The organism is Chloracidobacterium sp. (assembly GCA_025057975.1).
In the GTDB taxonomy this organism is placed as follows: domain Bacteria; phylum Acidobacteriota; class Blastocatellia; order Chloracidobacteriales; family Chloracidobacteriaceae; genus Chloracidobacterium.
Window position 1 is genome coordinate 190,928 of the sequence record JANWUV010000006.1, and the last position, 25,230, is coordinate 216,157.

Genomic DNA, 25,230 nt, shown 5'->3' on the forward strand with positions numbered 1-25,230 from the left:
CCTTGCTAACGGTTTCGTCTCAAATCCGTCTTTACCCGTGAGCAAGGTTTTGCGTAAGGTGTGAGACCGGTGATGCTTCTGGGGACAGAACGTGCATGGCGAATCCCGACATCTCAATCCGCACCGACGCCGACGATGAGGTTGCCCGGCCGCCGTCGTGGGAGGCGCGACCGTGGCCTCACGACGTGGCGGCGCTGGTTCAAGCGGCGCGACAGGGAGACGCCGGCGCTTTTGAGCGACTTTACCAAGCGTTTGCGCCGATGGTTCACGGGTTGCTTCTGTCCCGCCTGCCGCTTTACGAGGTGGATGACGTGATGCAGGATGTTTTCACCACCGCTTTTCGCCAACTCCCAACCCTGCGCGAACCGGCGGCGTTCGGGGGCTGGCTGGCGGCGATTGCTCGTCAACGGGCGGCGGAATTTTTTCGTCAGATGCATCGAACGGAATCCTTGGATGCGGCATCGTCCGCTATGGCCGCAACGGACAGGCGACTTGAGGCAAGCCTCGACGCCCGTACGGTGTTGGAGCAGATTCGGCGGTTGCCGGAAACCTACGCGGAAACGTTGACGTTGCGTTTGGTGGAGGGACTGACCGGCCCTGAAATCGCGGCGGCGACGGGCATGACGCCTGACTCCGTGCGCGTCAACCTTCACCGTGGCCTGAAGCTCCTCCGCGAGCGGTTGGGCGTAAACATTAGTCGGAAGGTTGCAGGTGATACGTAAACCCGGCGTGAAAGGGAGCTAAACCCATGCGGAACGATTATCTTTGGGACAAGTCCGGCGAGCCGACGCCGGATGTTGTGGAACTTGAAGCTCAGCTTGGCCGGTACAGCTTTCGCAGTGTCGGGAGGATGATGACCGTGAACGACTTCAATCGCATTTCTGAAACCGCCGCCACGGTCGGCGTCGCCGAACCGGACGCGCCGCAGACGCCGCCGCGCGAGGTGCGCGTCCCCAATTTCGCCGGCTTTCGTACAGAACCGTTGCCCGTTCGCTTGTTCACCAACCTACGGGACACAGCGCGGGATTTTATCCGCAATCCACGTGTGTTTTTCTGGCATACGCCGACGCCGGACGAGCAGGGAATGTTTTCCGCCGGCCTGTACTTCGAGCCGGCCATGCGCAGCTTGTTCCACAACTTGGCCGATTTCGTCCGTCGGCCAAGCGCCTTCCTGCGCAGCAAGCCTTCGACCCCGGTTCCTGATGCGCCCAACCTAACGCAAGTTGACCTCCCGCCGCTCTGGAGCCGTATCGCCCACGAAATCAGCGACATCAGCCGCAGTGTGCGGGCCAACCCCGCCGGGTATGTAGCGGCGCAGTTCGCCATGACCCGTATGGAGCGCCGCCGCGCGCAACTCTTCGGGTTGTGTTTCTTGTTTGCCTTCTTCGTGATGTCGGGGTTGGTCGGCGTCGTGCTGATCTGGCCAACGCCGCCCCCACCAGTTGTGCAGGAAGAAGAAAAAGAAGAAATGCAACTGATTTCAATGCTGGAGTCGCCGCCGTTGCCGCCGCCTCCGCCGCCGGACAACCGACCCAGTGGTGGTGGTGCGGGCTTCGGGTTGAAAACACCCGGCAAGGGCGGCGGCGGCGGCGGCAAGACCGACCCTGAACCGGCAATGAAGGGTCGCCTGCCGGAGCCGACCCTCGATCCGACACAGCAGATTGTTGACCCGACCACCAAACCGCGTATTGAAGAGCCGTCATTGCCGGTCGCACCAAAGATCATCGCCGACCCGCGCGCTGTACCGCCGCCGGATTTGAAGGTTCCAATTGGCGACCCGAATAGCACCAACACGACGAAACCCTCGGACGGGACGGGCAAGCAGAACGCCGGCATTGGCAACGGTGGTGACGGGCGCAGCGTCGGCAGCGGAACCGGCCCCGGCGGCGGCCCCGGTAGCGGCGGCGGTGTCGGCGGGGGCGTCGCTGGCGGCCCTGCCGGACGCGGCAGTGGGGACGGCGACGGTACGGGCATTACCCAGCGTCCAAAGTTGATTTATTCCGTCAAGCCGAAGTACACCGAGGAGGCGCGGGTCAACAAGATCCAGGGGACGGTGGTGCTGACGGCTACGGTCGGCCCCGACGGCTCGCTGAGCAATATCCGCGTCGTGAAGTCGCTCGGCTACGGCCTTGACGAGAAAGCCATCGAAGCCGCCCGTCAGTGCCGCTTCCAACCGGCGATGGTTGACGGCCGTCCTGTTGCCGCGACTGTAAGGTTCTCAATGGAGTTCCGTTTGCTGTAGCCTGTGGTTGAAGCGAGTCGCTCGCCTCTACGCCCGATGCTTGGTCTGCGGCGCATCAGGCTTTCCGGGTCTTCAGGCGGTTTCCGTTGAGGGGAAGGTTCCGCGCGACCTGCGTCATGGTTTGGCGTGTGGCCTGGCGTCCTACACACTTTCTGCGTTGCCGGTGAACCACAGGCCCTACGCCAGAGGGGGAGACGGCTCACCACCGAGGATGACGTTCAAAGCAGTGTGACACGACAGCCTGCGTTCTTTCTTGACGCTAGGGCCAGGGGTTACAGCGTGTCAGGGGGAAGAATAGCTTGTCGTAGCCTTCTACGATTACCACTTGTCCGCTGTTGTGTCACGCCACCAAAAAAGGCGCGGAAGCCGCACGGCTCCCGCGCCTGAAAATTTTGGTATGCAACCGGCATCCCCTAAATGGAAAAGATCGGGTAGCCCTGCACTTCAAAAGCCCGGTCCGCCAGACGGCGACGCAACGCGACGGTGTCAATGAACTCGTACTTGCTGAAACGCTTGACCGCCGCTAGTTGAATGCGCAGGTTGTCGCCCTCTGACAGAGTGGGCAAAATCCGCCGCGCCGTCAGCTCAATCCGTCCAACGGCGTCGTTGATGAAGACCTGGGTAGCGGCCAGGGCGTCGTGGGTCGTTACTTCGTTGGGCCGCGACCGATGGAGCTTGAGCGCCCGAAGGTAGCTGCTCTCCATGGCGAATACGTCCATGGCGATGTCGCTGAACGCTATCAGCACTTCCTGCTCCTCACTCAACTTTTGTCCGAACTTTTGAACGGCGACGCCTGCGATGAGCAGGGCGATCTTCTTGCTGTCCACAATCGCCTTGCGTTCCTTCGCCAGCGGAGCGTCGTCCACTTCATCAAAGGACGGCCCTGCCAACAATTCGTCTAGAACGCGCTGCGTTGCTTGCATCAGCGGCAGCTTGCCGCGCATGCTCCGTTTAAGCAGCATGCCGGGTATCAGCAAACGGTTGATTTCGTTTGTTCCTTCAAAGATGCGGTTGATACGCGCGTCGCGGTATGCTCGCGCCACTGGATATTCCTCAGAATATCCATAACCGCCGAAGGTCTGCACCGCCTCGTCCGCGACATAGCCGAGCATTTCGCTGCCGTAAACCTTCATAATCGAGCATTCGATCGCATACTCTTCAATGCCCTTCAGAATCTGTTCGGCGTCATCGGCGTCCACACCCGCCAGAATGTTTTGGATGAGGCCGGCCGTGCGGTAGGACATGCTTTCTGTGGCGTAAATCCGCGCCACCATTTCACCAATCTTATGCTTGATTGCGCCGAAGGAACCGATTGGACGCTCAAACTGTTTGCGTTCCATGGCGTACTTGGCCGTATGCTCAAGAATAGCCTTCGCGCCGCCGACCACGCCGCCGCCAAGTTTGTAACGCCCTAGATTTAGACAGTTGAAGGCGATCAAATGCCCTTTACCGATTTCGCCGAGAAGGTTTTCTTTGGGAACAGGAACATTTTCGAGAATCAGCTGCCGGGTGGAAGAGCTGTGGAGGCCCATCTTGTTTTCTTCCTTACCCGTCGAAACGCCTGGGTAGTCTCGATGGACAATAAAGGCCGAGAATTTCTCGCCGTCCACTTTGCAGAAGACAATGAAAATGTCGGCGAAGCCGGCATTGGAAATCCACATCTTCGTGCCGTTGAGGATGTAGTGCGTCCCTGCTTCATTGAGGACGGCTTTCGCCCGTGCGCCAAGGGCGTCCGAGCCGCTGCCAGGTTCGGAAAGCGCATAAGCCGCCAGCCATTCGCCGCTGCCAAGCTTGGGTAGGTAGTAGGCCTTTTGTTCAGGAGTGCCGAAGTAGGTAATCGGCCACGTCCCAATGCCGGTGTGGCCCCCAAGTGAAACCGAGAAGCCGCCGGAGCGTGAAATGAACTCCGACACCAGCATTTGACACACCTTGTCCAACTCAAGCCCCCCGTATTTGGCCGGAATATCCCCAGCCAACAGGCCAATGTCCGCCGCTTTGCGAAGTAAACTGACCGTTAGGCTAAAGTCGCCAGTTTTACATTGTTGTTCGAGTTTCTCCAGGTTCGGCAGCACTTCATGGTTGACAAAATCGGCCGTCGTTTTGGCAATCATGCGCTGCTCATCGTTAAGGTCTTCAGGTATGAAAACCTCCTGTGGAGAAACCATTTCGAGCAGGAAGCTGCCGCCTTTGGGATAGGTTGCCGTGGTTTGAGGAGCAGGTCGTGGGGCTGACATGGGTGAAAGTCCTTTCTACGGGATGGAACATTATCATCCCGCGTACTAAGTATGTTTGGTGAGGGCGTTGTGGGAGGGGACAACGCCTACTTACGCGATGAAGACTTCAGGAAAGCAAAGCTCTTGAATGAGCGCTCGAACATAGCCGCAGACCCCGGTTGTTCCCAGAAGGAAGTCGGGGCAGCCGCCTGAACAATGTAAAAGTTATCCTGATGCAAGAGGCCATACTCAACAGTGCGGTAGGTTTTTTCTCCTTCAATTTCGTAAACGAACAGCATCGCTTCCTTACCGGCAAGCGTCGCCTTCTCAAACTTGAGAATGCGCAGCTTCGAAGCGATAATCTCAGAAGTGTCCTGCGACTGAGCATTCCGCCGATTGTCGGCGTAGCTGATCTTGACTTGTCGCAGACGCGATTCCATGCCGTTGGGCATCACAACGCTTGGGATGGCCAGCACGGCAAAGCGCGGCGACCACGCATCGGATTCCTCCGCCATGCAGGAAAGCTTCGGCAAGCCCGAATCTTCTTCGTTGATGACCGTCCAAAACCGATCCGGTTTGGCAAAGCGCACCCCCATGAGGTTGCTGACGACCTCCAGGGTGGAAACAGCGCGGGCGTTCGCTTCCACATTTTCCTGTGGTTTTCCCTGCGCTCCAGTTGACTGCAAGTTGACGGCTACAGCGACCGCGCCAAGCGCGGCACTCACCATCCAACGCCGTAAACCCGCCATAGCTCCGTTCATCGTCCTCCGTGCTTGTCAAGCTTCGTCGGCGAAAACCTCAAAAATGCCAGCGGCGCCCATGCCGCCTCCAACGCACATCGTCACCATGCCATAGCCGCCGCCGCGCCGCCGCAGCTCATAAATCAGCGAAGCCGTCAACTTCGCGCCGGTGCAGCCCAGCGGATGGCCCAGCGCAATCGCGCCGCCGTTGACATTGACTCTTTCAGGGTCTAACGCCAGCGCCTTCATCACGGCCAACGACTGGGCGGCGAAGGCTTCATTCAGTTCGATGAGCTTTATGTCGGCAAGCGTCAGGCCAGCGCGCTTCAATGCCTTGGGAATCGCTTCCACAGGACCAATGCCCATGATTTCCGGCGCGACACCAGCCGTTGCAAACGCGACGAAGCGAGCGAGCGGTTTGAGACCAAGTTCCTGCGCTTTGGTTTCCGCCATGACGACGACCGCCGCCGCGCCGTCGCTAGTCTGCGACGAGTTGCCAGCTGTGACTTGTCCCGCGACATGGAACGCCGGTTTGAGTTTGGCCAAGGCTTCGAGCGTCGTATCGGGACGCGGACCCTCGTCCACCGCGAAAACCCGTTCGGTCGTCACCGTTTTGCCGCGCGCGCCGCGTTCCTTGTAAACGACTGTCACCGGCGCAATTTCGTCCTGAAACTTGCCGGCCTGCTGCGCGGCGACGGCGCGCTGGTGGCTTCGGTAGGCGAACGCATCCGCGTCTTCACGCGAAATCTCATACTTGCGCGCCACCATTTCCGCCGTCAGCCCCATGCTCAGATACACGTCCGGGTACGTCTCAACGAGCGTCGGGTTCGGCGACAGTTTGTTGCCGGTCATCGGCACAAGCGACATGCTTTCCGTCCCGCCGGCGACAATGACCTCCGCTCCGCCGGCCCGAATGCGGTCAGCGGCGAAAGCAATGGTTTGCAGCCCGGAAGCGCAGAAGCGATTGACGGTGACGGCGCTGACCGAGACCGGCAACCCCGCCCGCAGCGCGGCGATCCGGGCGACGTTCATCCCCTGTTCGGCTTCCGGCATGGCGCAGCCGAAAATCACATCGTCAATGGCGGCTGGATCGAGCGGGGCAGCGCGTTCAACCGCCGCACGGATGGCGATTGCGCCAAGGTCGTCCGGGCGGACGTGCGCCAACGCGCCCTTTTTGGCTTTGCCGACCGGCGTTCGGGCGGCGGAAACAATGACGGCTTCGGGCATGGTGCAAATACCTCAAGAAACGACGTTCAAGCCTTTTGACTCTCACTGAGGATTTTCAGCGCGGCGCGGTACGGTTCTTCGAGGGCCGCAATTTCACGGACGCGCTCCTCGTAGTACTGCGTGAACATCTCGCGCTGTTCGTCGTCCTTAGCGAGGCCGATTTGTTGTTTCCAGTGACGAAGCCAGATATTGGCCTCTTTGTAGCGTTTGACGATTTCTTCCGGGGTGCGAGCCATAAGCCCTCCACAAGCTAGGGAATCTGCACACAAGCCGCTTAGTTGCGCAGCGGCTTGCCGGTCTTAAGTGTATGCTGGATGCGCTCCTGCGTTTTGCGCTCGCCCAGCAAGCTCAAAAAGCCTTCCCGCTCCAAGTCGAGCAAGTCCTGTTCGGAAACCGTACTTGGGTGATTCAGATCGCCGCCCGTCAGCACCTTAGCAACTTTGCTTCCAATGAGCACATCGTGTTCGGTGGCGTAACCCGCGCGGAGCATCTGGTGCAGTCCGAGTTTGAGCACCGCCAAGCCCGCTTCGCCCAGTGCTGGAATATCTGTTCGCATCATCGGTTGGCGGTAGCCTTCCAGCGCCAGCGCCAAGACGGTCTGCTTGGCGTCGGCAATGAGCCGGTCGCGGTTCATCGTCACGCCGTCGGTCGGACGCAGATAGCCCAACGCCCGCGCTTCCTCCGCGCTGGTCGAAGTTTTAGCCAGCATGATGTTCTGGAAGGCTTCCTTGATGAACGCCATCAAATCAGCTTCCGTCCCACGCGCCCGGTCGGCGCAGCGCACGAGCATTTCCTTTGTGCCACCGCCGGCCGGAAGCAGCCCCACGCTAACTTCAACCAGCCCGATGTAGCTCTCGGCTGAAGCCCGTACGCGGTCGGCATGAAGCGTCATTTCGCAGCCGCCGCCCAACGTCAAGCCAAACGGGGCCACGACGGTCGGTTTTGGCGAGTAACGCAGCGACATGACCGCGTTTTGGAACGTCCGTACAGCATGGTCGAGTTCGTCCCACTCGCCCTCCTGCGCGCTCATCAGCATCATCATCAGATTCGCGCCAGCGCTGAAGTTTTCACCCTGATTGCCGACGACCAGCCCGACGAAGTTTTGGGCGACTTCCTTGACGGCGAACTGGAGCATGCTGATGGTGTCCGCGCCGAGGGCGTTCATCTTGGTGTGGAACTCTAAGCAGGCCACACCGTCACCGATGTCAATCAGCGACGCGCCAGCGTTCTTCTTGATGACGCCGGTGCGTTCCTTGACCGACTTGAGCAAAATCACGCCCACCCGTTCGCCGACCGGCTCATGCGTTTTCCGCGCCGGAACGAAAACGGTCGTTCGACCTTCGGCGGCGTCGTAAAAGCTCGTTTTGCCGGAGGCCAGCAAGTCAGCAACGAGCTGGGGAATCGGCTTACCGTCAGCTTCAAGGCGCTTGACCGTCTCGACAACGCCCAGCGCATCCCACGTCTCAAAGGGGCCTAACTCCCAGTTGTAGCCCCACTTCATAGCGCGATCCACTTGCACGAGATCGTCCGTGATTTCGGGGATGCGGTTGGCGGTGTACACCAGCGCGTCGCCGATGACTGCCCACAGAAACTGCCCGACCTTGTCTGTGCCGTTGACCAGAAAGCGCAGCCGTTCCCGTACGTCACTAATGCGTTTAGCCTCTTCGAGGGAGGGGAAGTGCACCTTGGGTTGAGGACGGTACTCCAGCGTTTGGTAATCCAGTTCAAGGATTTCGCGCCCAGCTTCGGTCTGAACACGCTTGTAAAAGCCCTGCCCGGCTTTATCGCCGACCCACCGCCGTTCAACCATCCGCCGGATGAAATCCGGCGGGACAAACAACGCCCGGCACTCGTCTTCGGGAATGGTTTCGTAAACGGTTTGCGCTACCGCCACCGTCGTGTCTAGTCCCGAAAGATCGCCTGTGCGGAACGTCGCGCTATTGGGACGGCCAATGGCGGGGCCGGTCATTTTGTCCACTTCGGTAATCGAAAGTCCCATCTCCATCATGACCTGAATCGTCCGCATAAAGCCGTAGATGCCGATGCGGTTGGCGATGAAGTTGGGACGGTCATTGGCGTAAACGATACCCTTGCCGAGCAGCTCGTCGCAGAGCTTGGAGGCGAAGCAGGATGCTTCCGGGTCGGTGTCCGGCGTCCGAATCAGCTCGACAAGGTACATGTAGCGCGGCGGGTTGAAGAAGTGCGTTCCCAAAAAATTCCGCCGGAAGTCCTCTGACCGGCCTTCCGCCAATGAGGCAATCGGGATGCCTGATGTGTTCGAGGTGATGAGACTGCCGGGTTTGCGGAACGGCTCAATCTTTTCGTAGAGCGCCCGTTTGATGGCGAGATTTTCAGTGACGGCCTCAATGATCCAGTCGGCGTCCCGAAGCCATTCAAGATGGTCTTCAAGGTTGCCAACGCGGATGCGGGAGGCGTATTCGTTGAGAAAAAACGGCGCCGGTTTTTGTTTCTGCATCCGCTCTAGCGCCGCCAAGGCCAGGCGGTTGCGCACCGTTGCGTCCGCCTCCGGCGGCGCATCGGGTGGAACAATATCCAGCAAGACCACCGGAACGCCGGCGTTGGCCAGATGGGCGGCGATCTGCGAGCCCATGACGCCCGCGCCAAGCACCGCCGCCTTTTCCAACTTACGAGCCATAAGCCACAAACCCTTCCAAGTCGAATGTTTGGTTGCGCCGAACCGGCGGTAGTCTCACTTCGCCGCCGCCAGCGCCTTCTCGCTGTAAATTGCGTCAATCTCGGCTTTGTATTTTTCGTCCACGACGCGGCGTTTGACCTTGAGCGTCGGCGTCAACTCGCCGCCTTCAATCGTCAACTCATTTTCAAGTAGGGCAATGTTTTTGATTTTTTCCCACTGCGCCAAATGCGACGTTAGCCGCTCGACTTCCTTGCGGTAAAAGTCGAGGATGTGAGGATGTTTGAGCAACTCGCGGTAGTCGGTGGAAGTCAGTCCGGCCTCGCGCGCCAGCTCCTGCACCTTGGAGGCCAGCGGAACGATGAGTGCGCCGGGGAATTTGCGCCCGTTGCCGACCACGACAGCCTGCACGATGTACGGCGACGCCGTCAGAGCGTTTTCAATTGGCTGCGGCGCGATGTACTTGCCGCCAGAGGTCTTGAACAGGTCTTTCTTGCGGTCGGTGATGCGCAGGAAGCCGTCGGCGTCAATTTCACCGATGTCGCCGGTGTGAAACCAGCCGTCCGGCGTGAGGACCTCGGCGGTCTTGTCAGGCTTGTTGTAGTAGCCACGCATGACGTGTCGGCCGCGGGTGAGAATTTCGCCGTCCGGTGCGATTTTGATTTCGACGCCCCGCAGCGGCTTGCCGACCGTGCCGGGCCGGTTTTCCTGCCTGGTGTTGGCGGTGATGACTGGTGAAGTCTCCGTCAGCCCGTAGCCCTGCAAGATGGTCAGTCCCATCCCGGAGAAGGTATGCAGGACATCTTCCGCCAGCGCCGCGCCGCCAGAGCAAAAAAACTTCACGCGCGGCGCAATCTTGTTTTTGATTTTGGAAAGCACCAGCGCGAAGGCGATGTCATACTGAAGTAATAACATCGGCGGAACGCTGCCTTGATATTTCGCACGAGAGTATTCGCGTCCGGTTTTCAGCGCCCACGTAAGCAGCTTGGCTTTGAGACCGCCGGCCTTGCGGCCTTCATCTTCAATTTTCGCCAGAATTTTCTCGAAAATGCGCGGCACACTCGTCATCACTGTCGGTTGAACCTCGATGAGGTTCTGCGCCACGGCGTCTATGCTTTCGGCGAAGTACACCGAGACGCCGCAGTAGATGAAGACGTTCATAACCGTTCGCTCATAGACGTGCGACAGCGGTAGGTACGAGAGCGCCACATCGTCCGGTCCCACGTCGGTCAGACGCTCGACATTGGCGACAAGATTGAACGTCAGGTTGTCGTGCGTCAGCATGACGCCTTTGGGGTCGCCGGTCGTGCCAGAGGTGTAAATAAGCGTCGCCAAGTCGTCAGGCGCGGCGGCGCGGGCCATTTCGTCGAGGAAGTCGCCCGCCGTGCTGCGGTCGCCCAGTTGCTCTAGTTCTTCAAAGGTCAGTACTTTGACCCGCGGCGGAAGCGGTGCGGCGACCGTCACCGGGTCAAAGGTGATGATGAATTTGAGTTCAGGCATCTCGCCGATGGCGGCTGCGACCTTGTCGAACTGTTTCTGGTTAGACAACACCAGCATGGTCGCGCCTGAATCGTTGATGATGTAGGCGATCTGCGCGCTGGTCGAAGTGGCGTAGATGGGGACATCCACCGCGCCGCAACTGAGCAGGGCGACATCGGTAATCGTCCATTCCAGACGGTTTTCAGAAAGCAGTCCTACGCGGTCACCACGCTGGACGCCAAGAGCGAGGAAGCCGGAACGAATCTTGCGAACCCGTTCGGCGAAGGCGGCGTGCGACACCTTGATCCACTGCCCGGCGTGCTTGTAGGCGAAGGCGTCGTCTTTGGCATAGGTGCGAATGGCCGTCGCGTAGACTTCACACAGGGTTGTCGGGAGTTTGGCGGCGGCTGGGGACGTTCCGTGAGCCATTGCTGATTTCCTCACTGAGCGGCGGCCAAGGCGACGGTGTGACGCGGTGCCAAACCGTACAGCAGTAGGTCGAGCACCGGCTCGACGGCGGCGGCCAGCGGCTTGCCTCGGCGGCTAAGAATCCAGTTGGTCGCCATCTCATCCAGCGCTCCGAAAAAGACCTTGGTGGCGACGCGCGCGTTGATTTCCGGGCGAAACTCACCGGCGCGCTGTCCGGCTTCAATGACCTGCTGGATGAGGTCAAGGTACTCACTGAGCTTCTTGGTTGAAAACTCCTCCATGAACTTGATCGAATGCCGGATCTCGACTTCAAACACGACTGCAAGGTCGCGGTTGCGGCCCAGCATTTCGAGGTGCAACCGAGCGATTTCGCGCAGTTGGGCCAGCGGACTCGTCAGGGGAGCGATCGCCGCCCGCACTTGCGCGATGAACGAATCGAGCGTCGCCGTAATAATGGAAAACAGCAGGTCATCCTTGCTTTTGAAGTACAGGTACACCGTCCCGTCGGCGACGCCGGCCTCCCGTGCGACATCAGAGACCTTCGAGTTGAAGTAGCCGTTGCGGGCGAAAACTGTCACCGCCGCCCGCAGAATGGTGTCGTATTTGCCACTGTCTTTGCCACTGTCGCCCCTAAGCGGCAGGGCGGCTGGTTTTTCGGTCGTGCGGGGCGTCGCCGGTCGCGCCATAACGTTGCAGCCTTGGAAGGAGAACCGACTTGTACAGGGACAGAATACGCGCGCCGGAGCCGCGCGCTGAATGAAGCATCATTCACTCACACTCTAGGCCGAAACCAAGCCGCGATGCAACGGAAAAATCAGCGCCATGAAAATCAGCGCCGCACCGGCAAAGGCACTGCAGTCTCCGCACGGACGCACAGCTCAAAACGCTCTATGCGGCGGCGTTTCGGGCGATGCGCTCGCGGAGGCGTTCCAGTGGAAACTGCCCAACGCCCCGCCCCGTCCGCACCGATTCTTGCACAGCTTCGACAAGCGCCCGGTTAATCGGCGTCGGAACGCCATACCGCTCGCCCAAACGGACAATCTCGCCGTTGAGGTACTCGACTTCCGTTTCCGGTCGGCGGAGGTGCAGGTCTTGCCACATGGACGGATAGCCCCGTTGCGCCGGGGGGACATCAGAGAACTCAGCCTGCCGCGCCGCAAAGGCTTCAACTTGCGCGCGGATGTCGAAGCGGCCCGTCACATCCGCCGGAGAGACGCCGGCCGCCGCCAGTACGCGCAGTCCTTCGTCCATCACGGCGCGCATCATGGCGAGCATGTCTGGGTCGGCAAACGCCTTTTGCCAGTAGTAGTCCGTCACCGCCAGCAGCGCGTTGTTGAGGTTGCCAATGAGCTTGCCCCATTTCACAGCCATGGCGTCGGGGTGTTCGCGCGTCGGCAGCCCAGCCGCCGTGAAGTCAGCCGCCGCCTGCGCCGTCAGCGCATCTACGCCCGTGGGAAAGCGCCCGACGGCGAGAAAATCAACAATGGTCAAAACGACACGGCCGGGTTCGGGCAGCACAGCGTTGAACAGAACAAGGACGGGATAGACGTTGGTGAACCGCTCCGCGACAACAGCCTCGTTGGCGACGCCATTTTGCAGGCAGAAAACCGGCGTCGGTGGTGGGAAATGGCGGGTGATGTCCGCGACGGCGGCCGCTGTCTGCGTTGCCTTGACGCACAGCAAGATGGCGTCGCCTTCCTCCGGCTCAATTTCGGTCAGTCCGGTCACAGCCGGTACGTTGAGCGTCAGGGTTTCAGTCGCTGTTTCAAGGCGGAGTCCATGGGCGGCGATGGCCGCTACGTGCGCCGGCCGCGCTATCAAGCAGGTTCGGCGTCCGGCGTGGTGCAGGCGGCCGCCAACGACGCTCCCGACTGCCCCCGCGCCATAGACAAGATAGCGATGAATCCTCATGCGCGCAGCTCTTTCGGTAAAAACAACACAAGGCTCTGGGACACCAGCAGACTTGTCAGGAAGAAGAAAATGACCTCCTCGAGCGGTACAACACCGAAATGGACGCCCAGAATCTGATTGGCGTCGAACAGCCAGATGCCTTCGGCGATCGCCAACGAGTCGGCGATGACGAAGTACGCGCCGATGACAATGACCGGCAGGAAAACGGCCCGCGCATTGCGCGCCAGAATGCGCCAGCCAATCGCCCACTGGAGAATGACGATGGGTAGCATCCAGCCCAGCAAGTGGAAGAGGTAGTTGGTTTTCATGCTTGCTTCTCCTCTGAGGGCGGCGTTCGGCGCGGTTGTAACAGAGCGATGGTCAAGAGTCCAACGCTTAGGGTTTGCAGGAGGAAGAAGCCGTATTCCTCAATGGGCAGTCGCCAGACGCGGAATAGAATCTTGTCTTCGGGGAAGTCCCAAATCCCCAGCTTGACGGCATGGTTGTCCCATGGCGTGGTGAAAACGAAGACAATCAGGCACACCAAACCCAGCCAGCGCGCATGAGCGCGCGAGAACTTGCCGCGCGCCAGCCACGCCGTCGCCAAAAGCAGCGGCAAGCTGAAGTAGAGATGAAACTGCAAATAGGTCATGCGGAAACAAATTGTTACACGGCGAATCGGGGGCGCAGCGTATCGAAACGACCTAAGTCATGAAAGTCTATGCCTTTTCTTACGTGAAAGCGAAGCCGCCACTGGCGCTCTCCCATATACGCGGATAGCGCCGTCCGGCAAGCCGAAGCGTCCGCCTACGCAAGCGTTCTAGGCGCTAAGTAATCGCCGCTAGATTGGTTTGTTATTTCCCTTGCGCTCTTGCGCTGGTTCGGTCTTGTGTCGGCTTTCGCATAAGCGTCCAGTGCCGGTCGCTTGTTTGAGCAATGGTCACGTCCGCTAAGCCCGCTTTCTGCGCGGCGGCGACGACTTCTTCCAATGTCAGCGCCGCGCCAAGGGAATCTCGAAACAGCTTTCGCTGGCGCGGCGAGTCATTGGCGGCGTAGCGATTCACGAGCGCGTCAGCCGCTTCCGGCGTCTCCGGTCGCAGCAGGTCCCGAACCAACAGCGCCGCGCCAGGCTTGGCGACGCGCCCCATCTCCTGCAAGACTACGACCGGATCGGGGATGTGATGCACGATGCTGTTCGACACTACGGCGTCAAAACACGCCTCTGGGAAGGGCAACCGCTTGGCGTCCGCTAGGTGGAGTTCAATCCGCGTGGCAAGTCCGGCCGCCGCAACATGACGCGCGGCGAGCTTGAGCATTTCAGCCGACAAATCTACGGCGACAATCGTCACATCCGGCAACCGTTCGGCGATGAGAATGGGAATGCGCGCCGTCCCCGTCCCCACATCCAGCACCCGTCCTGACCGGAAGCCCAGCGCCACGAACGCCTCCGCAAAGGCGGTGTTGACTTCCGTGAAGTCCATGGCGTCGTAGTCGGCGGCTTCCTCCGCCGTGTCCATGACTTCCGGTTCAAGGATGCGTTCCATCATCGCCGTACGGTTGGCTTACGCCAGTTGGTTGCGAAGTTCATCCGGGGAAGTCGTCGGCGATTGGCAAGTGAAATTCCGGCAAACGTAAGCCGTGGGTTTGCCGCCCTGCATAGTGCGCCGCGCCGCTAAGGCAACCTGCCGCCCGTGGTCAGCGTCGTCCGGGTCTACCAACGCCACGACGCGGTGCGGGCGAAATGTTTCCTCTACCACCCGCCGCAGCGCCTGTGTTTCCGACGCAGTCGGCGGCCCGACGATGACCACCTCCCTGACATCGGCTAGGTAGAAGTCGAGCGCACACAGCAGTTGCCCAAACCCCGACGGCATCTTGGCAAGCGAACCGGAAAGCGTTTGCAGGATATTCTCCGCGCGTGTGCGGTAGCGCGTCTCACCAGTCAAGACCGCTAGACGCAACAGTACGTCCACGGCGACTGAGTTGCCCGACGGCGTTGCATTGTCGAACACATCCTTGACGCGCGTAATCAGCCGTTCATGCCGGTCGCCGGTGAAAAAGAACGCCCCACCTTCCGGGTCGTCAAACTGCACCAGCATGGCATCGGTCAGTTCACGCGCGGCGACGAAATACTTTGGTCGTCCCGTCAGTTCGTAGAGCGCCAGCAGACCCTCAGCGTAGCAAGCGTAGTCCTCTTGGTAGCCGGGGAACTTATTCTGTCCATCCTTGTGTGAGCGATAGAGGACGCCGTCACAGTACATCGTCCCCAGAACGAATTCGGCGTTGCGCTCAGCGACGGCGCGATAGTCGTCGCGTCCCAGGGCAGCGGCGGCGCGGGCAAAGGCATAGAGCATCAGGCCGTTCCAAGCAGCGAGGCGTTTCTCGTCGCGGCCCGGTTTGACGCGCCGCTCACGCGCCTCAAACAAGATTCGCTTGGCGCGCTTCAGGACGTCTTCAAGCGTTTCCGGCGTCACATCCTTGAGCCGGGCGACGGTTTCAATCGAAAGCGGCGTACTGAGAACCGACTTGCCTGTGCCCTCGAAGTTACCCGCCTCCGTGACATCAAAGTACCGACACACCATCTCGGCTTCGGCCCTGCCCAGCGGCCCGTCAAGCAGGGCGTGAATCTCGTCCGGCGTCCAGACGAAGAACTTGCCTTCTTCACCGTCGCTGTCGGCGTCCTGCGTGGCGTAGAAACCGCCATCCGGCGCGGTCATCTCGCGGACGACGTAATCCAGCGTTTCTTCGACCACCTGCCGGTAACGCGGTTTGCCGGTCGCCTGCCAGGCTTCAAGGTAGGTGCGCGCCAGCAGTGCGTTGTCGTAGAGCATTTTCTCGAAGTGCGGCACAAGCCAGTGGTCGTCCGTCGAGTACCGGTGAAAGCCGCCGCCCAGATGATCGTAGATGCCGCCGTCCGCCATCTTGTCGAGCGAGAGTTCGACCATTTCAATGGCGTGCAACTCGCCTGTTCGGCGCCAGTACCGCAGAAGGAACGACAACAGCATCGAGTTGGGAAACTTCGGCGCACCGCCGAAGCCGCCGTGAACGTGATCAAAGCGCGTCGCCACGCGCCGGTAGGCGTCATGGAGAATCTGCGGCGACAGCACGCCCGCGCCGTCCAGTGGCTCATGCAGGCGGCGCAGTTCGGCGGTGATTTCGGCGATGCTCTCCCGCAGTTCGGCGCGGCGTTGGCGGTAGGCGTCCGCCACGGAGCGCAGAATGCGTGGGAAACCCGGCATCCGGCCGCGATCCTCCGGCGGAAAGTATGTCCCGCCGTAAAATGGCTCGCCGTCCGGCGTCAGAAATATCGTGAGCGGCCAGCCGCCGCGGCCAGTCATCAACTGGACGGCGTTCATGTAAATCGTATCAAGGTCAGGGCGTTCTTCACGGTCAACCTTGATGTTGATGAACAGCTCGTTCATGAGCGCTGCAATCTCAGGGTTTTCAAAGCACTCATGCTCCATGACGTGACACCAGTGGCAGGCTGAGTAGCCGATGCTGAGCAGGATCGGCTTGTCTTCCGCCTTGGCGCGCGCCAGCGCTTCTTCGCCCCAGGGATACCAATCCACGGGGTTGTGCGCATGCTGCAGCAGGTAGGGGCTGGTTTCGCTGATGAGCCGATTAACAAATTGCGGGCTGGGTTGGGCAGACATTTAGGCAACAATTCCTTACACAAAATCAGACTAATAAGCCAAGCTAAGCTTTAGCTAACGCCTCCGTCCACCGGCTGTGCCGGAACGGACGCTGGATGTTCCGCCAGCGTCAGCGGGTTTCCAGCCCGCCGTTCGGCGTTCCGCTAACACCAAATGTTGACAACAAGTTTACGTACGAGCGTCGCCTCCGCCTTTTCAAGGCGGCGGGTTGACCCACCAGCGGGCGACGCCGTCGCGTGTTGCAGGTCAAAACATCGCTGCGACTCTGCACAGAGTTGGTGCGCCAACGTCAGCCGCTGGAGACGCGCACGCCAGGCGTGTCAAACACCGTCGCCGGCTTGTTGGTTGGAAGCCGCTGCGCTGGGCGAGCCGCCGGTAACGGCGGGGAGGGACGCCGGTTGGCGCTTGAAGTATGTCCGGTAGGCCAACCGCGCCACATTCCAGATTTTTTCCCACCCGATGTTGACGTCTTCGCCGCGCAGCAACTTGCCGATGACTTGGTCGCGGACGTGGGCTGTCGCCCGCTTGAGCAGAAATTCCTTGGCGTGAGGGCGCGCGACCTCGAACAGACGGAAGGTAGGATCAAGGCTTTGCCCTATGCCTTCGAGCGTTATTAGGGCGCGAGCAACGAAGGTAAAGCTTCCTGGAATGCGAAAGGGGTACTCATACAGCAAGCCGGAGACGGTTGCGTTGAGTTCGGAAAAGGTCAGTTGTGAGAGCTTTTTCCCCTTGTACTGCGCCAGAACGCCGGCGGCCGCCTCTTGAAAAACCGTCGGATCGTAACCCGGCTGCAAAAAGCCGAGTGCGACGGCGTCGCCGACCAACCCCATCAAGTCACGGTCTATGATGTGAAAGAATGCACTGAGCAATCCCAAGCGCATCTCGTCCGTGATGCGCCCAACCATCCCGAAGTCGAAGAACGCCAGCCGGCCGTCCGCCATGATGCGCAGGTTGCCCGGATGCGGATCGGCGTGGAAGAAGCCGTCCTCCAGCAACTGCTTGAGGTAGGTTCGCACCAGCAGCGTCATCTTCTGCATGGGATCGAACCCGGCAGCGCGCAGTTGTTCGGCGTCCGTTGGTTTAACGCCGGCGATGTACTCCATCGTGATGACGTGCCGGCTGGAGAGTTCAGGGTAAACGCGCGGCAGATAGACTTCCTTTTGCCATCCGGCGAAGTTGCGGCGAAACTGCGCGGCGTTTTCCATCTCCCGCTCGTAGTCCATTTCCTCCTGCAACATTGCCTCAAACTCTGCGACGATGCCGCTCCAATCCGCGCCTTTGACACCAGACAGCCACTTCGGCCGCCGTTCGAGATACGCGGCCAGCACACGCAAAATTTGAAAGTCAAGTCGAATGATGTCTGCCAAATGCGGTCGTTGGATTTTGACGACCACTTCTGTGCCGTCCGGCAACTGGGCGCGGTGAACCTGTCCGAGACTGGCGGCCGCCAGCGGGCGCGGCTCGATACGCCGGAAGAGCGCCTGTGGGGGTTGGCCGAGTTCCTCCGTGATGCGCCGCCATGCGACTTCAGTTGGGAACGGCGGCACTTCGTCCTGTAGAGCGGTCAGTGCCTGCACGTATGGCAGCGGCAGGAGATCAGTTCGCGTTGAGAGCATTTGCCCAATTTTGATGAATGTTGGGCCGAGTTTGATAAAGACAGCGCACAATCGTTCGGCCTGTCCGGCATGAAAGGCGGCGTCCGTCCCCAACGGCCCGAAACGGCGTAAGAGGCGGCGCAGCCACCGTGCGCCACCCAGCCGACTTGCCGACTGCTTGGCGTCAAGCCGCCGGAGGACATAAGGCGCGACAAACCACAGGCCGAGCCACAGCATGTAGAGCAGACGCACACGCGCGCGCCAATCGAGCCGTCTCAGCGCCGACCACAGGAAGCGCAGGGTGTTCTGCGCAGCTGGTTGTTTCAAGGACGGAGCGTCACCAGCGGACGACATAGGTGGGAAAAGACGTTCTATTCAACGCGGCGGCGCGCAAGGTTCTCCGGCGTAGTTCTACTCGGATTGTATCGCATCCCGGAGGTCGGCGCGCAGGCTGTCAACCAGCGAAGTCGTCGGGTCAATTCCCTCGCGTTTGAGCGCCACCGTGCCGTCCTTGCGCAGAAGAACGAAACTGGGCAGCACCGACAGGTTCAGACGTTGGAACAGAATCGTTCCGTGCGGATCACGGGCGAGCGGATAGGCAATTTGCTGTTGGTCGCGCCAAGCCTTCAGGTCGGCGTCGCTCAAAAAATCACGGTCGCGCGGTTGTCGTCCGTTGGTGAGAATCAAGCATATGGTCACTTGCGAGTAGGCGTCGGCGAGGTTGTTGATCTGCCGAAGCAGCGGGCGCATCAGCGAACTGCCATGCGCGGCGAAACATAAGAGCACCACCTTGCCGCGCAACTTTTCGGCGTCGAGCGTTGTCCCATCCGGCGTCGGGAGAAGAAACTCGACCGGATCACCCTGCTTCTGGGCTTTCTGAATGACGACGGGAATTTTTTCTTGGTCATCCATTTCAGCGAAGCCGGCTTGAAGCGGGCCGAGCGCCAGAAGCGACGCCGACACGAAGCCGGTCAGGATACGCTTTGTCGGCAGCGGCATGGCGGTTCAGCGCATCTCCTCAAGAAATAGCTTGCTACGGCTGTGAAGATGAGCGCCTAGCGACCGGGGTTGCGTCGCGGTGGCGCTTTCGGTCAAGTCGTCCATCGTATGCGCCTAAGCGGGTTTGAGGCTTGGGGAGTCGCCAAGCGGCTATGTTACAGTGGGAGACTGTCCTGTAAAGCGACATGGAGGTTCACAAGCTTTACCTATGATCACCATGCTGGCGGCGCTTTGGTTTGGCGCTGGCTTTCTGACCGGGGAAACACTGGTCATGCTGGCGGCGTTTTTGGTTGTTCTGGGTACAACCGTGGTCGTTCACGAATTCGGTCACTTCGCCGCCGCCAAATGGCTTGGCATGAAGGTGGAAGTGTTTTCCGTCGGCTTTGGGAAGCGTTTGATTGGTTTCAAGTGGAAGGAAACCGATTATCGGTTGTCGCTGTTGCCGCTTGGCGGGTACGTCAAGATTACGGGAATGGATCCGGAGGAAGAAGCGGCGCAGCAGCGGCATCCCGACGCTTACCTAATGCGCCCCAAACGGCATCAGTTGCTTGTTCTCGTCGCCGGCCCAGCCATGAACATTCTTCTAGCGCTGGCGATTCCCTTTGTCATTGGGTTGTTTTTCTTCAAAGCGCCGGCCTACCTGAACCAACCAGCTGTGGTCGGGGCCGTGCCAATTGGATCGTCGGCGGAGGAGGCCGGCATTCAGCCCGGCGATCGGATCGTCAAGTTCGCCGGCGTTGAGTCGCCAACATGGAGCAAGGTGCGCGATTACACCGCCATCAACGACGGCAAACCGGTCGCCGTGACGGTTGAACGCGCTGGACGGCGGATTGACCTGACACTTGTGCCCAAAGCGCGTCAACAAGCAGGCAACATCATCGGCGAGGCCGGCCTGCTGCCGCAGGACATTCCCGCCGCGCAGCCTGTGGTGGCGTCCGTTCAGCCCGGAACGCCAGCGGCGCAGGCTGGCCTGCAGCCGCAGGACAGGCTCCTGACGTTTGACGGTCGTCCGATCCCCAACTTTGACTGGTTCAAGCAGTCGCTCCAAGCGTATGAAAACCGGCGCGTGGCGCTGACGGTGGAGCGTCAAGGTCAAATCATTGAGCTGTGGCTGACGCCGAAGCGGATTGACGGTGAAATTCGCATCGGCTTTGTCCCCGTCCCGCCGCCACCCCTGCCGCTGGTCAAGGAACGCAAGTCGCTGCTTGGCGCAGCGCAGTACGCCGTTCAGGAGAATATTCGCTTCATCGTGCTGACAGGCGAGGCGTTTCGGCAGATTTTTCGCGGGGAACGAAAGGTGTCCGAGACGCTTTCCGGCCCCATCGGCATCGCCAAGGCTTCGGGCGACGCCGTGAAGTTCGGCGGGCTGGAAGGCTTGTTTTTTATCATGGGGTTGCTCAGTCTCAACCTAGGCATCTTCAATTTGTTGCCGATTCCGGTGCTGGACGGCGGACACATCTTTTTGCTGGCGCTTGAGGCCATCGCCGGGTGGATCGGCTGGCGGCTAACGGATGAGGTCAAGCAACGCTTCAATCAGGCAGGGTTCGCTGTGTTGATGCTGCTGATGGTGTTCGTCATGTTCAATGACGTCACACGGTTCTGGTGGAAGCCATCGCCGGTTGAACCACCGCCGCCGCCGGAGAAACCGGCTTCGGCGCCGCCCGCGCCGTCACGTTGACCCCCCGGTAGGCTGTGCAGGAGAAGCCCTGTCGCTTGACGTTGGGGGTTACAAGTCGCTACCCTTGGCGACTTTCGTCGTCATGGCGGGCTGCTGTCGGCGCTGGCGTTCTGCGTTATTTTTGGAGGAAAGGAAGTCATCGGGGATGAAGCGTACGTATCAGCCGAACAACCGTAAGCGGGCGAAAACGCATGGCTTTCGCGAGCGCATGAAGACGAAGAGCGGCCGCAACGTGCTCAAGCGCCGCCGCGCCAAGGGCCGTAAGCGTTTGACGGTGAAACACTACGGCTTCTGAGACAGCGGTTGGACTCGTGTGACCGATGTCGAGCGTCCTGCGCCTCGTGTTTCCTGTCGGTTTACCAAGCAGGATCGGCTACTCAAGACCCGTGACTTTCAGCGGGTGTATCGCCACGGAAAACAGTTGCATTCACCACTGTTTACGATATTCGTTGCGCCGAACCGGCTTGGCCGGACGCGCCTTGGCGTCACGACGAGCCGCAAACTGTCTAAATCCTCGGTGGTGCGCAATCGATGTCGGCGGTTGCTGCGCGAGGTTTTTCGGCGACATCGCGCCGCGTTGCCGGCGGGGTGGGATGTGGTCATCAACGCCAAGTTTCAACTGACGACGGCCAAGTATGCACTGGTTGAGCAGGAGTTTGTGCGTCTAATGGCCAAGCTCACCAAATTGTCCGGCGGCGATCCGTCGGCGCAGACCGATTGACGGCGCTGTTCCCATCCGGCTGAAGCTGCCATGGTGAAGTCAGTCGCTTTGCTGTTGATTCGCGCGTACCAGTTCTTGCTTGCGCCACTGATGCCGCCGGTTTGTCGGTTTCAGCCAACCTGTTCACACTACACCGCTGAAGCGATTGCGCGATACGGCGTCATCCGCGGTGGTTGGCTCGGCGTTCGGCGGTTGGCGCGCTGTCATCCTTTTTGTCGGGGCGGCTACGATCCGGTTCCCGACCTTCCGAATCGGAACGCCGTGCATCCATACCCCGTCGCGCGTGAAAGGTAGCTCTGTAGCTTCATGAACGAGAGATCCCGCGTCGCCCTTGCGTTTGCCCTGTCGCTGGCGGTTATGCTGGTTTGGCAGTATTACTTCGCGCCGCCGCCTCCGCCGGGCAACCCGGCGTCTACACCGGGCGGTGGGGCGACTCCTGTCGCTGATCTACCGGCTGGCACGGCATCGCTGTCCAGTCAAGCCGGCATGGCCCCAACCGACGCCCCGGCCCGCGATATCACGGTTGAAACGCCTCTGTGGCGCGCGACGTTCTCCAATCGGGGCGGCGTGCTGACACGCTTCATCCTCAAAGCCCTGCCGAACGGACGGACGCTTCGCGCCGGCGACGGCAAGTCCGAGCTGGAGGTGCTGACGACGACTTCCCGGCGGGGCGACCCCGGCGCAACAACCACCGAGCTTGGCGCGGCTTTTGAACTGCGTTTGCCGGACAACGCCGAACTGACGGACTACCTCAACCGCAGCCGCTATCAAGTTGAAGGCGTGGCTGAAGATACGCTGACCGTGACAGACGGACAGACGGCGACGTTGGCGTTTACCCTGACCGGTGAACGTGGGTACCGGGTCGCCAAGCGGTATGTCATTCGCGGCGGACGCTATGACTTTGATTTCGTCGCCGAGTTGACCAAAGATGGCGCGCCCCAGCCACTGGCGTTTCGCGTCGGGCCGAACTTTGGCGATCAAGCGTTCGCCGAGTATGACGGCTACACGCATACGCCGCCGCAGGCGGTGACGGTGGTCGGCGGAAATGCCGTCTTTACGTCGTTTAGTTCCATCACAGCGACCCCGCCCGATGCGGAGAAGCCGGTGTACCTCGCCAAGCCCAATACGGCGTGGTGCGCCCTGACCGATCATTACTTCGCTTTTGCAGCCATTCCGCCTGCGCCGGGGGTGGTGCAGCTCAGTCGGCGGGATGCGACAACACGCTTTCAAGGGCGTGACATCAAGCGAGAGTATGCCTTTTTGGATGTCCCGACCAGCAGCGGCGCTAACAACATCATTTACATCGGCCCGAAGGATCGGACGTACTTAGCCTCGGTCAGCCGGCTGCTCAAAACAGAGCGTGGTCTTGACATTGATTTGCGCGAACTGAACGACTACGGCTGGCTGGCCTTTTTCGTGCGTCCGCTGATTCCGGCACTGGATTGGTTGCTGCGGTTTTTCTACGCGCAGACGCAGAACTACGGCTGGGCGATTGTTTTGCTAACGTTCGTCGTCAATATGCTGCTGTTCCCGCTGCGCTGGAAGACTGCGGTTTCCTTCCGCAAAGTGGCGGTGCATGCCCCGCGTCACAAGGAACTGGCCGAACGACTAAAGCGCTTGCAGGAACAGAAGGTCAGGATGGACGACCCGCGCATGCTGGAACTCCAGCGGGAGCAACTTCAGCTCATGAAGGACAGTCTTCCGATTATGGGTTGCCTTCCGCTTCTGCTGCAACTACCGATTTTTGTCGCCATCTATGTGTACCTTCAGCTTTCGATTGATTTGCGGCAAGCCCCTTTCATCGGCTGGCTGACGGACTTATCCGCGCCGGACCCGTGGCATATTTTGCCGGTCGTCTTGTGTGTGACGCAGATCGGACAAAGTTACCTGATGCCGCAACCACCCGGGCCGGAAGACCCTGCCGTGGCAATGCAGCGCAAAATCATCGTGTGGGTGATGCCAATTGTCTTTGCGGCGCTGTTTTTCTGGAGCGCGCCGAGCGGTTTGGTGGTCTATTGGATGGCGGGCAACATCGTCGGGATTACCCAGCAGCTTATCATCAACCGCATGCTGCCGCCGCTGCCGACGGCGGAGACGCCGGCCGGAGCGGCGCCGACCGGCGGGGCGGCGGACGGCAAAGGCAAAAAGAAATTCAATCCACGTCCGGCTTGACGGTTCCGCCGCCGCCAGCGGTTGGACGGCGGCCGGGCGCATGTCATCGCCAACTGCATCATGTCGGGGAGCCTTTTATCTGAACTGACGCCGGTTCGTGACGACGACGGCCTTGCGCCGCTGTTGAATGATTTTTTGGTCGGCCTTATTCGGTACAGTGGGTGGCAGCTGGTGTTCACCATCAACGAACAGGCTGGCGTCTGGCATGTCAACTTCGCCGGCGCGGACGCCGGAGTATTGCTGGCGCGCGGCGCCGAAGTGCTCAACGCCCTAGAACACCTACTGGAACGGCTGGTCGCCCATCAGGCCTCCGGTCGCTGGTCAATTCGCTTGGACGCCAACGGCTACCGTGCCGGCCGCGAGCGGGAGTTGGTACTGATGGCGCGGACAGCGGCCGAACAGGTTAGAAAGTATCGCCAGCCGTTCACCTTCAGCGCCTTGAATGCGGCCGAACGCCGCATTATTCACCTAACGCTCGCCACTGAGCCGGGTGTACGGACGGAAAGCGTCGGGCAGGGCGATGAGCGCAAAGTCGTCGTCTATCCGATTGACCGCCGTAGTTGAGGTGACCGTTTTGTGAAGATGGGCGGCGTATGGCGGCGGTGGTTGATGCTGTGGCTGGTGTGGGCGTCCACCGGCGGATGTGTGACTTCACGGGTGACATTGCCGCGTCTGCTCCCGCTGGAACCGCCGGTGACGGCTTCCCAGTTGGCGGGACGCATCGCCTATCTTCAGCAGTTGCAGGCCGTACGGACGGCCGTACAGCTCCAGTTCACCGACTACCGTGAGGCCGAGCGCGGCGTCGGGCGAGCCTACCCGTCGGCCGGTGGGGCGCTGGTGCTGCGGCGTCCGCAGTTTATCCGTTTACAAGTGCAAGCGTCGTTGCTCGGTTCGCTGGCGGACATGACTTCGGACGGCGAACGCTTCACGGTCGCCGTCTTTTATCCGGCCGACCGCCGGGCGTTTATTCGCGGCTCCAACCACAAGACGTACAACAACCTGTCGTCTGCCGCCGCCGGACGGCGGGATGTTAGTGTCTTCGCCGGCTTGCGTCCTCAGCACCTGTCTGTGCCGCTGCTGCCACCCCCTATTCCGCCGTCTGGGCCGGACGCCAGTTGGTCAGTGTTTGAAACGCGCCGCGACGAACTAGAAACCATTGGGTCGCGTTCCGTGTGGGTGACACGCACCTACTATTTGCTTTATGTTGCGCAGCGAAACCAAGCTGGGCAGTGGCGACCCTGCTTTGCGTACTGGTTTGACCGAACTCGGCCGGGGACGCCGTTGATGCGGATGGAAGTGTTTGATGAGGGCGGCGCGCTGAGCACGATGTCGGAATTCGGCGGCTACGCCGCCGCCGACGGTTCACATAAGTTGTTGCCGGACTGGGTGCGTATCGTACGTCCAGCGGAAGGGTATGCGCTGCGCGTGGTGTTTCAGTCGCCGGAAATCAACCCGGCGTCGCTGCCGGAGGATGTTTTTACGTTGACAAATGACCAGAATCTGAAAGTAATAGACCTTGATGCCCAATCCTGAAAGCCCGCC

General features: G+C 60.3%; 23 protein-coding genes. 9 read left to right on the forward strand and 14 right to left on the reverse strand.

The window, feature by feature from the left end; translation table 11 throughout:
* Positions 1 to 95 precede the first annotated feature (95 nt).
* Together NZ585_07240 and NZ585_07245 are read left to right on the forward strand one after the other, a co-directional pair.
* Positions 96 to 722 (forward strand): sigma-70 family RNA polymerase sigma factor, encoded by a 627-nt coding sequence (locus NZ585_07240; GenBank protein MCS7079830.1) that lies wholly within the window; start codon positions 96 to 98, stop codon positions 720 to 722.
* A 26-nt stretch (positions 723 to 748) separates the two neighbouring features.
* Positions 749 to 2,242: a TonB family protein gene (locus tag NZ585_07245; GenBank protein ID MCS7079831.1), complete on the forward strand. Its 1,494-nt coding sequence runs from the start codon at positions 749 to 751 to the stop codon at positions 2,240 to 2,242.
* Positions 2,243 to 2,655: 413 nt separating this feature from the next.
* Here NZ585_07245 and NZ585_07250 read toward each other — a convergent pair whose 3' ends face one another.
* From NZ585_07250 to NZ585_07315, 14 genes are all read right to left on the reverse strand, one after another.
* Positions 2,656 to 4,476 (reverse strand): acyl-CoA dehydrogenase family protein, encoded by a 1,821-nt coding sequence (locus NZ585_07250; protein MCS7079832.1) that lies wholly within the window; start codon positions 4,474 to 4,476, stop codon positions 2,656 to 2,658.
* A gap of 86 nt (positions 4,477 to 4,562) precedes the next feature.
* A complete protein-coding gene (locus NZ585_07255) occupies positions 4,563 to 5,183 on the reverse strand; it encodes a hypothetical protein (protein MCS7079833.1) in 621 nt (206 codons plus the stop codon).
* Positions 5,184 to 5,231: 48 nt separating this feature from the next.
* A complete protein-coding gene (locus tag NZ585_07260; GenBank protein MCS7079834.1) occupies positions 5,232 to 6,422 on the reverse strand; it encodes an acetyl-CoA C-acyltransferase in 1,191 nt (396 codons plus the stop codon).
* Between the two features lie 26 nt (positions 6,423 to 6,448).
* Entirely contained in the window at positions 6,449 to 6,658 is a 210-nt protein-coding gene (locus NZ585_07265) for a hypothetical protein (protein MCS7079835.1), read from the reverse strand.
* A 38-nt stretch (positions 6,659 to 6,696) separates the two neighbouring features.
* Positions 6,697 to 9,078, reverse strand: a complete 2,382-nt coding sequence (locus NZ585_07270; GenBank protein MCS7079836.1) for a 3-hydroxyacyl-CoA dehydrogenase/enoyl-CoA hydratase family protein — start codon at positions 9,076 to 9,078, stop codon at positions 6,697 to 6,699.
* Between the two features lie 54 nt (positions 9,079 to 9,132).
* On the reverse strand, positions 9,133 to 10,983 hold the full coding sequence (locus NZ585_07275; GenBank protein MCS7079837.1) for a long-chain fatty acid--CoA ligase: 1,851 nt from the start codon (positions 10,981 to 10,983) through the stop codon (positions 9,133 to 9,135).
* Between the two features lie 11 nt (positions 10,984 to 10,994).
* Entirely contained in the window at positions 10,995 to 11,669 is a 675-nt protein-coding gene (locus NZ585_07280) for a TetR family transcriptional regulator (protein ID MCS7079838.1), read from the reverse strand.
* 202 nt (positions 11,670 to 11,871) lie between these two features.
* A complete protein-coding gene (locus tag NZ585_07285; protein MCS7079839.1) occupies positions 11,872 to 12,894 on the reverse strand; it encodes a ketopantoate reductase family protein in 1,023 nt (340 codons plus the stop codon).
* On the reverse strand, positions 12,891 to 13,202 hold the full coding sequence (locus NZ585_07290) for a lycopene cyclase domain-containing protein (protein MCS7079840.1): 312 nt from the start codon (positions 13,200 to 13,202) through the stop codon (positions 12,891 to 12,893). The genes NZ585_07285 and NZ585_07290 overlap by 4 nt, the downstream gene beginning before the upstream one ends.
* Positions 13,199 to 13,525, reverse strand: a complete 327-nt coding sequence (locus tag NZ585_07295; protein ID MCS7079841.1) for a lycopene cyclase domain-containing protein — start codon at positions 13,523 to 13,525, stop codon at positions 13,199 to 13,201. Before NZ585_07295 ends, NZ585_07290 begins: the two co-directional genes overlap by 4 nt.
* Positions 13,526 to 13,727: 202 nt before the next feature.
* The gene (locus tag NZ585_07300) at positions 13,728 to 14,420 is read right to left on the reverse strand and encodes a class I SAM-dependent methyltransferase (protein ID MCS7079842.1); all 693 of its coding nucleotides are present in this window, start codon (positions 14,418 to 14,420) and stop codon (positions 13,728 to 13,730) included.
* A 15-nt stretch (positions 14,421 to 14,435) separates the two neighbouring features.
* On the reverse strand, positions 14,436 to 16,523 hold the full coding sequence (locus NZ585_07305; protein ID MCS7079843.1) for a thioredoxin domain-containing protein: 2,088 nt from the start codon (positions 16,521 to 16,523) through the stop codon (positions 14,436 to 14,438).
* 320 nt (positions 16,524 to 16,843) lie between these two features.
* Positions 16,844 to 18,445, reverse strand: coding sequence for an AarF/ABC1/UbiB kinase family protein (locus tag NZ585_07310; GenBank protein MCS7079844.1), 1,602 nt, complete (start codon positions 18,443 to 18,445; stop codon positions 16,844 to 16,846).
* Between the two features lie 84 nt (positions 18,446 to 18,529).
* On the reverse strand, positions 18,530 to 19,117 hold the full coding sequence (locus tag NZ585_07315) for a redoxin domain-containing protein (protein ID MCS7079845.1): 588 nt from the start codon (positions 19,115 to 19,117) through the stop codon (positions 18,530 to 18,532).
* A 208-nt stretch (positions 19,118 to 19,325) separates the two neighbouring features.
* Here NZ585_07315 and rseP point away from each other — a divergent pair, with 208 nt between their 5' ends.
* The 7 genes from rseP (at position 19,326) to NZ585_07350 (ending at position 25,221) form a co-directional block, all read left to right on the forward strand.
* Positions 19,326 to 20,795 (forward strand): RIP metalloprotease RseP, encoded by a 1,470-nt coding sequence (gene rseP / locus NZ585_07320; protein MCS7079846.1) that lies wholly within the window; start codon positions 19,326 to 19,328, stop codon positions 20,793 to 20,795.
* A gap of 145 nt (positions 20,796 to 20,940) precedes the next feature.
* Positions 20,941 to 21,090, forward strand: coding sequence for a 50S ribosomal protein L34 (gene rpmH, locus NZ585_07325; GenBank protein ID MCS7079847.1), 150 nt, complete (start codon positions 20,941 to 20,943; stop codon positions 21,088 to 21,090).
* An 18-nt stretch (positions 21,091 to 21,108) separates the two neighbouring features.
* Positions 21,109 to 21,516: a ribonuclease P protein component gene (gene rnpA / locus NZ585_07330; GenBank protein ID MCS7079848.1), complete on the forward strand. Its 408-nt coding sequence runs from the start codon at positions 21,109 to 21,111 to the stop codon at positions 21,514 to 21,516.
* Between the two features lie 33 nt (positions 21,517 to 21,549).
* The gene (yidD, locus tag NZ585_07335; protein ID MCS7079849.1) at positions 21,550 to 21,810 is read left to right on the forward strand and encodes a membrane protein insertion efficiency factor YidD; all 261 of its coding nucleotides are present in this window, start codon (positions 21,550 to 21,552) and stop codon (positions 21,808 to 21,810) included.
* Positions 21,811 to 21,822: 12 nt separating this feature from the next.
* Positions 21,823 to 23,688, forward strand: coding sequence for a membrane protein insertase YidC (gene yidC, locus NZ585_07340; protein MCS7079850.1), 1,866 nt, complete (start codon positions 21,823 to 21,825; stop codon positions 23,686 to 23,688).
* Between the two features lie 60 nt (positions 23,689 to 23,748).
* On the forward strand, positions 23,749 to 24,252 hold the full coding sequence (locus NZ585_07345) for a hypothetical protein (protein ID MCS7079851.1): 504 nt from the start codon (positions 23,749 to 23,751) through the stop codon (positions 24,250 to 24,252).
* Between the two features lie 12 nt (positions 24,253 to 24,264).
* Positions 24,265 to 25,221, forward strand: coding sequence for a hypothetical protein (locus tag NZ585_07350; GenBank protein MCS7079852.1), 957 nt, complete (start codon positions 24,265 to 24,267; stop codon positions 25,219 to 25,221).
* Positions 25,222 to 25,230 lie beyond the last annotated feature (9 nt).